Genomic DNA, 13985 nt, shown 5'->3' with positions numbered 1-13985 from the left:
CCTCCTGAGGGCAGATTCCCACGCGTTACTCACCCGTCCGCCACTAGCCCGAAGGCTCGTTCGACTTGCATGTGTTAAGCACGCCGCCAGCGTTCATCCTGAGCCAGGATCAAACTCTCCGTTGTAGTCATCATTCCTGTAAATTCCAATTAACCTCATTCTCGCTTTCGCTTGAATTTCGCTAATCTTCCTCGCAAATGATGCCGCCATTACCCAATTCCCTGACTCTCGTCAGTCATCAGTTAAGGCCTCCTTCTAGCCAGAAGGGTTCGAGAGTGCATCACACCGCACACCAACCTCAGCCACAGCTTCCCTCACAGACAACCTCTCGCGCTCTTGCCTCACCAGGGTCTCCCCTGACAATCGAGTCTCGATCACTCATCCATCGGGCCGCCGCAACGTCTTTCAGCTGCTCGTGCAACGACTTTCCAAATCACTCAGATCCGGTCGCACCGTCTTCTGCCTGAACATTCATTGACAGGCTCACCCGTGAAAGTGATCCTCTCAAAATTCAAGCAAAATCCTGATGCTTGTTTCTTTTGACGGGACCTCACACCTTTGCTGCTATCTCGTCAGACTCCTCAGCTCGGCATCCAAGCCATGCCTCCCTTGCAGGAGCTCATCGCTCAATCCCTCGCTTCAGAACCCGACGCAGCAAAAGCGTCAGTTCCTAAACTTTTTAGTTGTCCAGGTGCTCCTCCTTCAGCCTCTCGGCCTCCGGTGGCTCGCGGTGGTCTCCCGACCGCTTTGGAAACTTACAACACCGGCGGTCGGCTCTCGCCTCCCTCTGGTTCGTAAGCCCTGCAGCGCTCGCCTCTCGGCTCACGCGCAGTCCAAAAACATACCACACCTTTGGCCGCTGCTGCGTGAACAGGTGCAGAGCACTGGGCAAAGCCGCCCAGATCGCCCGTCCTGTCTATGGTTTCGCTGGAACCGGTTCCGTTCAAGAGGAGTCCAGGCTTGGCGACACATTTCAGCCAGGAGCGGCTTCGCGTCCGTCCCAGCTCTCGAGAAGACGCCGTAGTGGCGAGCGCCCGCGAAAAATTCGAGCGCACTCTGGTGTCAGCGCAGGGCTCGCTGGTGGGCTCGGTGGCGGCTCTAGCGCATCCCCGCAGCCACGACTCCCTCAATTACGGCGAAGTGTTTCTGCGCGACAACGTGCCGGTGATGCTCCACCTGCTGCTGGAGGGTCGTTTTGACATTGTTCGTCACTTTCTGAGTGTCTGCCTTGACCTGCAGAGCAGCACTTACCAGACCCGCGGCGTTTTCCCGACCAGCTTCATCGAGGAGAACGGCCAGCTGATGGCCGACTACGGCCAACGCTCGATCGGACGGATCACGTCGGTGGACGCCAGCCTGTGGTGGCCGATCCTCTGCTGGTACTACGTCAAGCGCAGCCAGGACTGGGAGTTCGGAGCCAGCCAGAAGGTGCAGCGGGGAGTGCAGCTGCTGCTGGATCTGGTGATGCACCCCACCTTCGAGGGCACACCGGTGCTGTTCGTTCCGGACTGCGCCTTCATGATCGACCGTCCGATGGACGTCTGGGGAGCCCCTCTGGAGGTGGAGGTCCTCCTGTTCGGCTGCCTGCGCAGCTGCGGCCATCTGATGGAGATCGCCCGACGTGACCGCAGCAGCCGCCTGCTGGAGCAGCGGCTTGAGCTGACCCGACAGTGGATCCACGATCTCCGGTCGTTCCTGCTCAAGAACTACTGGGTCACCAGCAAGACGATGCAGGTGCTGCGACGCCGTCCCACCGAGCAATACGGCGAACACCAGCACGAGAACGAGTTCAATGTGCAGCCCCAGGTGATCCCCGACTGGCTCCAGGACTGGCTGGAGAACCGCGGCGGCTACCTGATCGGCAACATCCGCACGGGCCGTCCCGATTTCCGCTTCTACAGCCTGGGCAATTCCCTGGCCTGCCTGTTCGGACTGCTCACCGCACCGCAGCAGCGGGGCCTGTTCCGCTTGGTGCTGCACAACCGCAGCCACCTGATGGCACAGATGCCGATGCGGATCTGTCATCCCCCGATGGAAGCGGCCGAATGGATGAACAAGACCGGTTCAGATCCCAAGAACTGGCCGTGGAGTTACCACAACGGAGGCCACTGGCCCAGCCTGCTCTGGTTCTTCGGCGGGGCCATCCTTCAGCACGAACAGCATCACCCGCGGGCGGATGCGTTGCTGATGGGGCAGGTCAGGGCCATGCTCGAGGAGTGCTACTGGTCGCAGCTCAACCAGTTGCCGCGCCAGCAGTGGGCGGAATACTTCGATGGACCCACCGGCACCTGGGTGGGGCAGCAATCCCGCACGTACCAGACCTGGACCATCGTCGGCTTTCTGTTGCTGCACCACCTGCTGCGGGTCAATCCCGCCGATGTGTCCGTGCTCTCGATCGACGGACCACCATGAAAAAAGCCGCCGTGATCAACGGCGGCTGGAATGGACAGACCGAGGGGTCCCGATCAGAGTGGTCGGCGAACGGCCGGCCCGATTCAGAACAGGCCCAGGGTGAGTGACTTGTCGATCGGAAGGGCGGCACCGATGCCCAGGTAGATGGTGAACACGGTTCCGAACAGGAAGGCGGCCATGGCCACAGGCCTGCGGAAGGGGTTCTGGAACTTGTTGAAGCTCTCGATGAAGGGGATGAGCATCAGACCAAGGGGAACCATCGTCTGCAGAGCAATGCCCAGAAGCTTGTTGGGGACGACCCGCAGGATCTGGAAGACAGGATACAGGTACCACTCCGGCAGAATCTCCAGAGGTGTGGCGAAGGGATCAGCCTTGTCGCCAAGCATGGCTGGATCGAGAACCGCCAGGCCCACCACCAAGGCAATGGTGCCAAGGATCACCACCGGAAAGATGTAGAGGAGATCATTGGGCCAGGCGGGCTCGCCGTAATAGTTGTGACCCATGCCCTTGGCCAGCTTGGCCCGCAGGCTGGGATCACTGAGATCAGGTTTCTTGAGGATGTGCATCGAAGGCACCGGGTGCGTGGAGAGTGGGGTGAAGAAGCTGAATCAGTCGCTCGAAGCTGGAGCTCCGATCACAAAGGACCGGAGATGCCCTGCTTGCGGATCATCAGGAAGTGCATGAGCATGAACACGGCCAGCAGCCAGGGCATCACGAAGGTATGCAGGCTGTAGAAGCGGGTGAGTGTGGCCTGACCGACGCTCTCACCACCACGGAGCAGCTCGACCATGAAATCGCCCACCACTGGGACTGCGGCTGGGACACCGGAGACGATCTTGACGGCCCAGTAACCGACCTGATCCCAGGGGAGGGAATAACCGGTGACGCCAAAGGAGACGGTGATCACGGCCATCACCACGCCGGTGACCCAGGTGAGCTCCCTGGGACGCTTGAAGCCACCGGTGAGGTACACACGAAAGACGTGAAGGATCAGCATCAGCACCATCATGCTGGCGCTCCAGCGATGCACCGAGCGGATCAGCCAGCCGAAGCTGACGTCGGTCATCAGGTACTGAACCGAGGAATAGGCCTCAGCCACCGTGGGCTTGTAATAAAAAGTCATCGCGAATCCAGTGGCGAACTGGATCAGGAAGCACACCAGCGTGATGCCACCGAGGCAATAAAAGATATTGACGTGGGGCGGAACATACTTGGAGGAGATGTCGTCCGCAATCGCCTGGAGTTCCAGGCGCTCCTCGAACCAGTCGAAAACGGGAGACGACTTGGCGGCGGGAGACGAGTTCGCCATGCAGTGCTGGGTTGGGGTTGCGAGAGTCTACCGATACCCGCGCTTCGGCCGTGATTGCCCTCCTGTCTCCGGATCGCCAGCGATGAGCCGGCTCAAGCCCCTCCCCAGACCGCTGATCTCAGGGCGCGGACGAGCCATGGCGCTGGCCCTGCTGCTCTGCGTGGGGCTGTGGCTGCACCCCGGCCCGGCCCTGGCCCTCAACGATGCCCAGCAGCTGGTGGTGGAGGCCTGGCGGCTGGTGAACCAGAGCTATGTCGACCCCACACGTTTTGAAACCGTGCACTGGCGGCGCCTGCGCCAGAAGGCCCTGGAAAAGCCGATCGAGACCAGCACCGAGGCCTACGACGCCATCGCCGCCATGCTTGAGCCGATCGGCGATCCCTACACCAGGGTGCTGCGCCCTGCCGACTACAAAGCGCTGCGGGCCACCACGGAGGGGAGTGTCAGCGGCGTCGGCCTGCAGCTCAGCCTGGGGGAGGACGGGCAGGGGATCGTGGTGATCGCTCCGCTGGATGGGTCACCGGCCGCGGAGGCCGGCATCAGCCCGGGCAGCGAAGTGCTGGAGGTGGAGGGTGAGTCGTGCCGCCGTCTTGGTCTGGAGGCCACAGCCGCACGTCTGCGGGGTCCGTCCGGCAGCAGCGTGCAGATGCTGATCCGGCCTCCCACCCCGCTGGCCGAACCCAGGCAGGTCCTGCTGAAGCGGGAGCGGGTGGACCTGCAACCCGTGCGCTCCAGGCTGCTCGAGCGTGGGGGGCAGCGCCTGGGACTGCTCCGCATCACCCAGTTCAGCGAGCCGGTTCCCGCTGGCGTGCGTGAGGTTCTCGAGGGCTTCGGCCAGCAGGGCGTGGAGGGGCTGATTCTCGATCTGCGCAACAACTCGGGAGGTCTCGTCGAGGCAGGAGTGGCGGTGGCCAATGCCTTTCTCGCCGCCCAGCCGATCGTGGAGACCATGAACCGCGAGGGTCTGAGTGAGCGGCTGCAGGCGGCGGCCGGACAGCTCTACAGCGGGCCGATGGTCACGCTGGTGAATGCAGGCACTGCCAGCGCCAGCGAAATCCTGGCAGGCGCCCTCCAGGACAACGGGCGGTCTCCGCTGCTGGGCAGCCGCACCTTCGGCAAGGGACTGATCCAGACACTGATCAACCTGGGGGACGGCAGCGGCCTGGCCGTGACCGTGGCCCGCTACGTGACCCCCAGCGGTCGTGACATCCAGGACCAGGGGATCGCCCCCGACCGACTGCTGCCCGAGCCGGAGCCCCTCAATCCCGGCGGGGCCGATGACCACTGGCTGGAGCTCGCCGCCGAGCAGCTGCTGCAGGAGCTCCCCACGGCATGAGCCTGCGCACGTATCACGACCCCCTGCACGGGGCGATCCGGCTGGAACGCAGCCACCCGGCCGAGGGTCTGGCGATGGAGCTGATCGACACGGCCCCCTTCCAGCGCCTGCGCCGGATCCGCCAGCTGGGCCCGGCGTTCCTCACGTTCCATGGCGCTGAGTCGAGCCGCTTCACCCATTCCCTTGGGGTGCTGCATCTGGCCAGGCTCGCCCTGGAGCAGCTGGAGCGCCAGGCTCCCCAGCTGCTCCAGGATCAGGGGGTGCTGTATGCGGCGGCCCTGCTTCACGACGTGGGGCACGCTCCGCTCAGCCACTCCGGCGAAGAGATGTATGGGCTGCGCCATGAAACCTGGTCGGCCCGGCTGGTGCGGGAGCACCCGGCCCTGCGCGAGGCTCTCGAGCGCCATGCCCCCGGCACTGCCGATGCCGTGGCCGACCTGCTGGAGCACGGCCAGCACCGTCAGCCGGCGCTGGCCTCCCTGGTGAGCGGCCAGCTCGACTGCGACCGGCTCGACTACCTGCTGCGGGACAGCCACAGCACGGGCACCCGCTATGGCCAGCTGGACCTGGAGCGCATCCTGGGAGCCCTGACCGTGGCGCCGGACGGGAGCCTGGCGCTGCACCCGAAGGGACTGATGGCGGTGGAGCACTACCTGGTGGTGCGCAGCCTGATGTACCGCAGCCTCTACAACCACCGGCTGAATGTGGTCTGCAACTGGTTGCTGACGCAGACGATCCAGCTGGCCCGCCACCTGGGCCCCGAAGGGGGCGTGGACGCCGATGCGGTGATGGCGGTGTGGCTCTGGCGTCCTGAGAGCCTCGATCTGGAGACCTACCTGGCCAACGACGACCTGCGCACGGGGTACCACCTGATCCGCTGGCGGGAGGCGGGGCCAGCCGATCTGCAGGAGCTCTGCGCGCGCCTGCTGGACCGCCGCCTGCTCCGGGCCAGTGACGTCAGCCACCTGGAGGCCGGTGATCGGCTGGAGTTGCTGGCCCTGGCCCAGAGGCTCAGCGAGGCCGCAGGGCTGAAGCCCAGCCTGTGCTGTGCGCTGCAACAGCGTCAGAACCGGGGCTATGACCCGTACAAAGGTGGGCTGCGCCTCTGGGATGGGGAATCGCTGGCGGCCCTGGAGGAGCGTTCCCCCCTGGTGGCCAGCCTGGTGAAGCCGGTGGAGCTGGCCTGGTTGATCCATCCCCCCGAGGTGGGTGAACCCCTGCGGGAGCGCAGCCGTGACTTAGGCCGCCACCGCCGCCGCGCTGCCTAAGTTGAGCTCATCCGCGTGCGGTGATGGCTGCCGAGTTCGTGCCCGCCGCCCGCAGCGGCCTCCCCCACCAGTTGCTCCTGCCGGCTCCTGGTCCTGAGGCGGCCACCCTGCAGGTGCAGCTCCAGCAGGGCCTCAATGGCGTGATCTGCAGCGGAGGGGTGTTGCTCCAGAGCGGCGACTGGCTGCTCACGGTGGCCGACCTGCGCGGCCTTGAGCATCAGCTGGCCGCCCGCCGGCTCGAACTGCTGGGTGTGGAAGGCCGCCAGGCCCTGACCCTGGCGGCCGCGGCGGCCATCGGCCTCAGCACGCGCCTGCAGCAGAGCTGCGAGCCGGGGCCCGGCCTGGACTCCCGCAGCAGCCAGGATCTGGTGATCCAGCGGGGCACCCTGCGCTCCGGCGACCACTTCCAGGTGGAGGGCACGGCCCTGGTGCTCGGAGATGTCAACCCCGGCGCCAGGGTCAGCGCCGGCGGGCACGTCTTCGTGTGGGGCCGGCTGAGGGGTGTGGCCCATGCCGGCTGCCACGGTGACCCCAACGCCAGGATCGTGGCCCTGCAGCTGCGGCCTCTGCAGCTGCGCATCGCCGAGGTGATCGCCAGGGGACCGGAGGATTCACCTCCTCTGGGCTTCTGCGAACAGGCCCGCCTGGTGGAGGGGGTGATCCGCATCGACCCCGCCGAGCCGAGCTGGCCCCCCTTCAGCGGTTGATCACCCCGACCCCCCCCAGCAACCCGGCCACAGCCATGAACCACAGCGGCGACAGGCGGGTGCGCAGCATCAGCACGCACACCGCGATCGACACCGCATAGGCCGGCAGACCATGGTTGGAGGTCTGGAGGATCTTCACCCCCACCGCGAACAGGATCCCCAGGGTGATCGGCCCCATCCCCCGCTCGAAAGCGAGGCGCCAGGGGGAATCCCGCAGCCGGTTCCAGCTCAGACAGGCCACCACCATCAGCAGGGTCGAGGGCAGCAGCACCGCCAGCTCAGCGGCGTAGGCACTGAACAGGCCCCAGAAGGGCCCCTCGCGCCAGGCGGCGCCCATCCCGAGCAGACCGACGATCATCGAACTGGGGCCCGGAGCCGCTTCCGCCAGCGCATAGAGATCCGCGAACTGCGCGGAGGTGAGCCAGCAGTACTGATCAACGCTGAGATGGTGGTACTCCGCCAGCAGGGTGTTGCCTCCCCCCAGCGAAAACAGTGACAGGGAGAGGAAGGTGCCGATCACCTCGAGCAACTGACTCCAGTCCCCCAGAGACAGCGGCATGCAGGCCGCCATCACGGCGGTGCCTCACCGGCCGTGGTGCCTGGCCGCGGCCAGTACCAGGCCATGGCCACTGGACCCGCCACCAGCACCAGGGGAATCAGGCGCACTTGAGCCACGGCCAGAGCCACGAAGGTGGCGGCCGCCAGGCCCAGGGCGACCGGATCGCGCCAGTAGCTGCCCAGAATCTTGAATCCCATCGAAAGGGCCATCCCCGCGGCCGCCGCGACCACCCCGGCCAGCACCCGATCCACCGCCGGGATCTGGTGCACCTGGAAATAGATCAGCCCCAGCAGCATCAACAGGCTGAAGGGGATCAGCAGGATGCCGCAGAGAGCGGCCATCGCCCCACTCAACCCCTTGAAATGGGCACCGATGTACACGGCCATGTTGATCTGATTGGGTCCGGGAAAGAGACGGGCCACCGTCAGGCCGGTGAGGAACTCCTCATAACTCAGCCAGCGTCGCTGCTCCACGACGATGCGCTGGCTCCAGGCCGAGAGGCCACCACCGAAGGATGAGAGGGCCACCTGGGCCATGCCGATCAGCAGCTCCCGGTGGTTGGGCGGTGGGGCGAGGGGGGTCATTCGTGGACGAAATGGGGGTCGGGAGGCAGTTCGCCGGTCTCGTGCTGACTGGGATCGAGGGGATCCGGAGCGCGATATTTCCTGGCCAGATCCCAGTCGTGCTGAAAGGCGGTCTTCAGGCGCTCCACCACCTGGGGGGCATCGGTCTCGATGCCCAGCTCCCGCCGGAGGTCGAAAGCACTGCGGTCGATGTTCATCGAACCAATGAGCGCGGAGACCCCATCCACCAGGATCAGCTTGGCGTGAAGCTTGAGATGCTTCTGCCGACGCACCTTCGCCCCGAAACGCTCCATCAAGCGCAGGGAGGAGAAGGTGTCGTAGATGTCCCAGTCGCTGATGCCGTGCTTGCCGCCACAGAGCACGCGCACCTTCACGCCCCGCTCACGGGCGGAAATGATCCGATCAAGAATCACCGCGTCCACGAACTTGGGATGCTGGATCCAGAGCGTGCGCTCAGCGGAGTCCAGCAGGCGCGCCATCTGGCCGCGACTGTGAAAGCTGCTCCAGACCAGGCCCACGCCCAGATCCGGCTCGAAGAACGAGCGGTGCCAATCGGCCTCGAAGCCGGCGCGCACCTGTTCCACCACCGGAACTGAGGCGCTGAGGACCGCGTAATCACGGGTCTCCCTGAAGTATTTGTCGGAAAAGTTGAAGGTGGCGATCAGGGCCAGACAGTTGTCCACCACCATCGATTTCTCGTGGGTGACCGGGAAGCAGTCGCTCGTCCATGAGACGTCCAGGCCTGAAGACTGCAGCCTGGCGAAGGTCTGATCGTTCCAGCGGTCACCTCCGGAGGTGTGGGGGTTGAGCATCACCCGCACCGCCACGCCTCGGGCATGGGCCCGCAGCAGCGCCTGCTGCAGATCCTCCGACTCCAGCTTGAACAGCTTGAGACAGAGCTCCTCACGGGCCTGATCGATCAGATCGACCACCGCCTCGACGCCGTCCTCAGGCATCACCAACAGCCGTTGCTGGAAGCCGGGCTGCTCGACCATGGGCCAACTGGGGATGGGGGCCATAATCTGAGGCATGTCTGGCAAACCCGTGACAAGCGCACAGAACCGCACGATTCTGATCTGTTCAGGCAAAGGTGGTGTCGGCAAGACCACCCTGACGGCCAATCTGGGCATCGCCCTGGCCAAGCAGGGAGCACGCACCGCTGTCCTCGATGCCGATTTCGGCCTGCGCAACCTGGATCTGTTGCTGGGGCTCGAGAACCGGATCGTCTACACCGCCCAGGAGGTGCTCTCCGGAAGCTGCCGCCTCGAGCAGGCCCTGGTGAAGCACAAACAGGAGCCCAACCTCTCGCTGCTGCCGGCCGGCAACCCACGCATGCTCGAGTGGCTCACACCCGAAGACATGAAAAAGATCACCGGTCTGCTGGCCGAGCAGTTCGACTACGTGCTGATCGATTGCCCGGCGGGCATCGAAGACGGTTTCAAGAACGCCGCCGCCGCCTGCCGTGAAGCCCTGGTGGTGACCACCCCGGAGGTGTCGGCGGTGCGTGACGCCGATCGGGTGATCGGTCTGCTGCAGACCCGCGAGATCCAGCCGATCCAGCTGGTGCTCAACCGGGTGCGCCCCAGGATGATGGCCAACCAGGAGATGCTCTCGGTGAGCGATGTCACCGACATCCTGGCCCTGCCCCTGCTGGGCCTGGTCCTGGAGGACGACCAGGTGATCGTCTCCACCAACCGGGGTGAACCCCTCACCCTCAACGGCAGCCGTTCACCGGCAGGCCAGGCCTACACCAACGTGGCCCGCCGCCTGCGCGGTGAAGAGGTCCCTCTGTCTGACCCCAGCAAGGAAGGCCAGGGCCTGCGCGCCAAGCTGGGCCGCCTGATGCACACCAAAATCTTCTGAGCCGCGATGACCTTGCGCGATTTCATCGACAAGCTGCTCGGTCGTCAGCCCGCCAGTGCGGGCATGGCCCGCGAAAGGCTCCAGCTGGTGCTGGCCCACGACCGCAGCGATCTCAATCCCGAATTGCTCGAGCAGATGCGGCGGGAAATTCTCGAGGTGGTCTCGCGCTACGTCGAGATCGATCTCGAGGAAGGGGACGTGAGCCTGGAAACCGAGGACCGTGTCACCGCTCTGGTGGCCAATCTGCCGATCCGACGGGCACGTCCGGTTCCCCTGCCGGCCGGCGGCGACAAAGCAGCGTCCACCGCCTGATCTCCTAAGTCCGGTCCGGAGTGCGGGACTCTCCAGACCTGGGAACCCTGAATGGACTCCGTTCGAGGACCAGGACAGGCACCCATGACCCATGGCGACCCGATGAACACGCCCAGCCCGGCCGAACGCCGTGTCCTGGAAGGACTCTGCCGTGGCCTCAGCAACAAGGCGATCGCCGCCGAACTGGTGCTGAGCCCGCGCACAGTCGAGAGCCACATCTCGAGTCTGCTGGCCAAGACGGGACGGCGCAACCGCTGCCAGCTGCTCCTCTGGGCACAGCTCGAACGATACAATCACGACGATGCCGGCTTAGCTCAGTGGTAGAGCAGCGCTTTTGTAAAGCGAAGGTCATCGGTTCAAATCCGTTAGCCGGCTTCATTCCTTTGACATTGTTTTTTTAAGTTCGGGCTGATCCTCCATGACTCAGACTCCTGAGATGATCCCGGCGCTGAGCCAGCCGATCGACTGTCAGATTCATCATCCAGGCGAAGGTTTTCCCTGATCGACACGCTCAGGGCATGGGCGCAGCGTCAGCCTTCAGCGGGCCTGGAGGCTGATGGGTGATGGGTGATGGTCGAAGAGTGAAGGAGCACTAAGCGACCTCGTAATACACCAGTGAGTTGTAACCATTGGTTGGTTCAACCTGCTGAAAGACAGGAAGAGTATCATGCGCATATGCAGGAGTTTCCAGCCGGGCATTCCCCGGATTCTCAACGATGTCTTGGGTCAGCCTGGCCTCCACGGCCCAGCTGTCTCCGCCGTCGACACTCTCGCTGACCTCCAGGAATTGCTCTCCCCCAGCATTGACCTCATAAGCGATGTGAATACTCCCGTCATCCAGGATGCTGATCTGCATATAACTGCCGCTTCGATAGGACGTAATCTCAACAGGATCATCCCAAGTGTCAGTTGCGTTGTCATACCGCAAGTAGACGACTCGCTGCTCACCATTATTGGTGGCGACATGAATGTTTCCCTCCTCATCAGTCACCGAACTGAAGTGGGTTCCGTTGGGATCCTTCTGTGTATCCCCTTTCACTAAAATCCGCTCGGATTCAAGCTTAGCTCCAGTGGCCCCATCTTCTGAGTAATCAATCCAATTAAGAGTATTTCCGTTCGTATACAGCAGACCCACGCCATCATCTGTCGCAATGATATCGCCGGACATTCGTCCATCACCCTTCGTATTCTCGACCCCCTGATCGACAATGGTCCATGTCGACCCTTGATCCTCGCTGTAGCCGACTCTCAAGATGGCCTGGCCAGTAGCCCGGTCTGTTGCTGTACAGGCCACCACGATGGTGCCATCTTCTGTAACCGTAATGGAAGGCCTCTCTAGCCTGAACGAGGAAGGACTCGGATAGACAGACGTGGAGTCAACCGTCCAGGAAACATCATCTTCGGAATAACTCAGAATAGAGAGAGCCACTCCACCATTACCCGTCGTGTATACCTCATAAAGCTTGCCATCGACGATCAGCCCATCAGCACGGGAGGATCCGCTGGAATTCTCCAGCGTGGCAGTCTCCTCCCATGTCAGCCCACTGTCATCACTTGAATACAGTGACAAATGGCCATTCGTGTTGGCCATTACATGAACAGCCCCATCGTCGGTCACCCAGGAATGATCCTGAAATCGCGAGGAGATCATTCCCTCGTTGCCGTTCGTGATGGTAGTGGGGATACCCGTGACGACATCAACGGAATCGGAAAGCGACGAGGCCTCCAATGGAGGAGCTCCTGCTCGTTCACCCAGATCCATCGAAGTGGCAAGAAGACCCTGGGCCGCCGGAGGCAGATCCAGATCAAGCCACTCAACCAGTGGCAGCGCCAACTCAGCGGCCACATCAAGATTGTAGAAACTCAGCCCACTGCCGACTCCGAGCGACTCGAAGGAAGTCAGCTCAAGCAGAAAATCCTCAGCCACGCCACCAATGCAAATACCATGAATCAAAGACTAACCACAAACAGGTGAGTCATACCGTTTGAAATCATTTTTAATATCTCAGGCTACAGAACTCAGTCAGTCACAAGGTCAGAAGACCGACCACCCTGATTCGGGCCAGGGAACAGGATCAAGGGCAACTCGGCACGAAGAGGATCGTGCCTGTCGTGGAGCAAGCCACAGGATCGTTGGGAGTATTATTCGATGCAACTCCGCCGATATCGTCACCCACCAGCGAGATCGAGCCTCGATCTTCAGGATTTGATAAACTATAAGGAGTCCCAATGATCTGACCAGAGGAATTGGCATTGCGCCTGGTGTTTCTCTCAGATCAGCACAGATTGATCCACCAATTGGCGGCACACCGGATCGAGCCCTCAACAAAATACCATCACTTTCAGACTGAAGAATCGTATTTCCAAGCAGGGAGATATGCTCAATTCATCCGTCGGCATAGGCCAGGATCTTGCCCCCAGCCGACTGACACGCCTGGATTGGATTACTGGCCAAGGCTGAAACGATATTCCCTGAAACAACGGCCCGCTGGATCACTCCATTTACACCCGCAATCAGGTAAATCCCATCAGCATCATTTCCAAGTGTGGTCACTGAATTATTGTTAATCTCGATTTCCTGGAGCTGGCCCCGCCTGAGAACATTCACGTATATTCCATCTGATTCCAGATCCAATTGATTATCCGAGTCACTCGGGACGCTCCCTGTTATGAAAATCTCATTGCTATTGATGGTTGCCCGACGGAGGGATCCTCCATCTGTGATGCTCAGATAGATTCCTTCTGAAAGCGGTCTTGCCGAGGAGACCTTGTTTTTATTGATTTGCACGAGTCCCAGCGAACCCGTATCACGAATAAGCGCACGAATCCCATGAGATGAAAAGTCCCCATCTGTCCTGACCGTGTTTCCAGATACTTCTAGACGGTCAAGAGATCCATTGGTCACGAATACTTCAACGCCAGATGACTGAGCACCAATGGTCGAGATCGTGTTATCCACAATTCTGACCTGATTTCCTGAGAATGTGACTGAACGAGTCTCTGTGATTCGTATTCCCGGGGCATTACTGCCAACTGTACTGATGCGATTGTCGGCAATCGTCAGATTGCCGACATCCATCCCCACCACACCTGGCTGATTTGGATCAGGACTGATCTCAAAACCTCGCAGCCAGGTCTGATTACCCATGGCTGGCTACACTTCCAAGAATCCTGGGTGAACGGCCATTGCCAGAACCAGGCAACTGGATGCTGGACTGCCGGCTGGAGATCTCGTGGCTGGAAGAAACTGCTGGGGACCACTGGACAACACTCGTACGGATTCCGCGATTGAAAATCCGGATAGCTCAGCACTCTGAGCAGTGTTCACATAGACAATCCGATTCCCGTCAGATTGGGTCACGCCAAGGGCAGTGGTCACCTCGCCGAAGGGTTGCTCGAATGTACCCTTGCCGCCGGATGCGCCCACGCTGACATGGATGAATCTCCAGGCTTCGCCGGTGGCTGGGTTGTCAACCGTTTCCTTCCTGAACGAATCCACAAACTCACGTTAGGGACTCCTGAAAAAGCCAAATCAACTGCGCTGCAACTGGTCTCAGCGGTTGGAAGCCGATAAACTGGCAGGGAACGCGGCAATTGCGGATTGTCGCCACTGACGATGGCCGCACATGTACCGG

14 protein-coding genes, 1 tRNA gene and 1 rRNA gene are annotated in these 13985 nt (G+C 62.0%); 8 read left to right on the top strand and 8 right to left on the bottom strand.

What is annotated here, in order from left to right; genetic code table 11:
• Nucleotides 1–125: ribosomal RNA gene (locus VB734_RS13555) — 16S ribosomal RNA — on the bottom strand; the annotation flags it as partial.
• An 835-nt stretch (nucleotides 126–960) separates the two neighbouring features.
• Between VB734_RS13555 and VB734_RS13550 the strand changes: the two genes are divergently transcribed.
• Nucleotides 961–2412 carry a glycoside hydrolase 100 family protein gene (locus VB734_RS13550; protein ID WP_322782361.1) on the top strand — a complete coding sequence of 484 codons (1452 nt, stop codon included), beginning with the start codon at nucleotides 961–963 and terminating at the stop codon, nucleotides 2410–2412.
• 83 nt (nucleotides 2413–2495) lie between these two features.
• Here VB734_RS13550 and petD read toward each other — a convergent pair whose 3' ends face one another.
• Nucleotides 2496–2978, bottom strand: a complete 483-nt coding sequence (gene petD / locus VB734_RS13545) for a cytochrome b6-f complex subunit IV (protein ID WP_094555178.1) — start codon at nucleotides 2976–2978, stop codon at nucleotides 2496–2498.
• Between the two features lie 68 nt (nucleotides 2979–3046).
• Entirely contained in the window at nucleotides 3047–3721 is a 675-nt protein-coding gene (gene petB, locus VB734_RS13540; protein WP_006173475.1) for a cytochrome b6, read from the bottom strand.
• 82 nt (nucleotides 3722–3803) lie between these two features.
• Between petB and ctpZ the strand changes: the two genes are divergently transcribed.
• The 3 genes from ctpZ to minC are packed head-to-tail and all read left to right on the top strand — an operon-like array spanning nucleotide 3804 to nucleotide 7032.
• Entirely contained in the window at nucleotides 3804–5057 is a 1254-nt protein-coding gene (gene ctpZ, locus VB734_RS13535) for a carboxyl-terminal processing protease CtpZ (RefSeq protein WP_416223689.1), read from the top strand.
• On the top strand, nucleotides 5054–6325 hold the full coding sequence (locus VB734_RS13530; RefSeq protein ID WP_322782360.1) for an HD domain-containing protein: 1272 nt from the start codon (nucleotides 5054–5056) through the stop codon (nucleotides 6323–6325). The genes ctpZ and VB734_RS13530 overlap by 4 nt, the downstream gene beginning before the upstream one ends.
• 23 nt (nucleotides 6326–6348) lie before the next feature.
• On the top strand, nucleotides 6349–7032 hold the full coding sequence (gene minC / locus VB734_RS13525) for a septum site-determining protein MinC (RefSeq protein WP_322782359.1): 684 nt from the start codon (nucleotides 6349–6351) through the stop codon (nucleotides 7030–7032).
• Here the strand turns inward: minC and VB734_RS13520 are convergent.
• The 3 genes from VB734_RS13520 to VB734_RS13510 are packed head-to-tail and all read right to left on the bottom strand — an operon-like array spanning nucleotide 7022 to nucleotide 9170.
• Nucleotides 7022–7591: a chromate transporter gene (locus tag VB734_RS13520; protein ID WP_231594584.1), complete on the bottom strand. Its 570-nt coding sequence runs from the start codon at nucleotides 7589–7591 to the stop codon at nucleotides 7022–7024. The two genes, minC and VB734_RS13520, sit on opposite strands and share 11 nt — an antisense overlap.
• 11 nt (nucleotides 7592–7602) lie before the next feature.
• The gene (locus tag VB734_RS13515; protein ID WP_322782358.1) at nucleotides 7603–8175 is read right to left on the bottom strand and encodes a chromate transporter; all 573 of its coding nucleotides are present in this window, start codon (nucleotides 8173–8175) and stop codon (nucleotides 7603–7605) included.
• Nucleotides 8172–9170 (bottom strand): phospholipase D-like domain-containing protein, encoded by a 999-nt coding sequence (locus VB734_RS13510; RefSeq protein ID WP_197162273.1) that lies wholly within the window; start codon nucleotides 9168–9170, stop codon nucleotides 8172–8174. Before VB734_RS13510 ends, VB734_RS13515 begins: the two co-directional genes overlap by 4 nt.
• A gap of 34 nt (nucleotides 9171–9204) precedes the next feature.
• On the opposite strand from VB734_RS13510, the gene minD reads away from it, so the two are divergent.
• The 4 genes from minD to VB734_RS13490 all read left to right on the top strand — a co-directional run bounded on the left by minD (nucleotide 9205) and on the right by VB734_RS13490 (nucleotide 10725).
• The gene (gene minD / locus VB734_RS13505; RefSeq protein WP_197162271.1) at nucleotides 9205–10038 is read left to right on the top strand and encodes a septum site-determining protein MinD; all 834 of its coding nucleotides are present in this window, start codon (nucleotides 9205–9207) and stop codon (nucleotides 10036–10038) included.
• A gap of 6 nt (nucleotides 10039–10044) precedes the next feature.
• A complete protein-coding gene (gene minE / locus VB734_RS13500; protein WP_197162269.1) occupies nucleotides 10045–10350 on the top strand; it encodes a cell division topological specificity factor MinE in 306 nt (101 codons plus the stop codon).
• 84 nt (nucleotides 10351–10434) lie between these two features.
• Nucleotides 10435–10674, top strand: a complete 240-nt coding sequence (locus VB734_RS13495) for a helix-turn-helix transcriptional regulator (RefSeq protein ID WP_322782357.1) — start codon at nucleotides 10435–10437, stop codon at nucleotides 10672–10674.
• Nucleotides 10654–10725, top strand: a tRNA-Thr gene (locus VB734_RS13490). The genes VB734_RS13495 and VB734_RS13490 overlap by 21 nt, the downstream gene beginning before the upstream one ends.
• 217 nt (nucleotides 10726–10942) lie before the next feature.
• On the opposite strand, the gene VB734_RS13485 is transcribed toward VB734_RS13490, so the two are convergent.
• Together VB734_RS13485 and VB734_RS13480 are read right to left on the bottom strand one after the other, a co-directional pair.
• Nucleotides 10943–12277: a sialidase family protein gene (locus VB734_RS13485; RefSeq protein ID WP_322782356.1), complete on the bottom strand. Its 1335-nt coding sequence runs from the start codon at nucleotides 12275–12277 to the stop codon at nucleotides 10943–10945.
• 459 nt (nucleotides 12278–12736) lie between these two features.
• Complete coding sequence (locus tag VB734_RS13480) at nucleotides 12737–13498, bottom strand: hypothetical protein (RefSeq protein WP_322782355.1); 762 nt, start codon at nucleotides 13496–13498, stop codon at nucleotides 12737–12739.
• Nucleotides 13499–13985: the final 487 nt, after the last annotated feature.

It is taken from the genome of Synechococcus sp. BA-124 BA4 (genome assembly GCF_034931165.1).
This window is presented reverse-complemented; position numbering and strand designations above follow the sequence as displayed.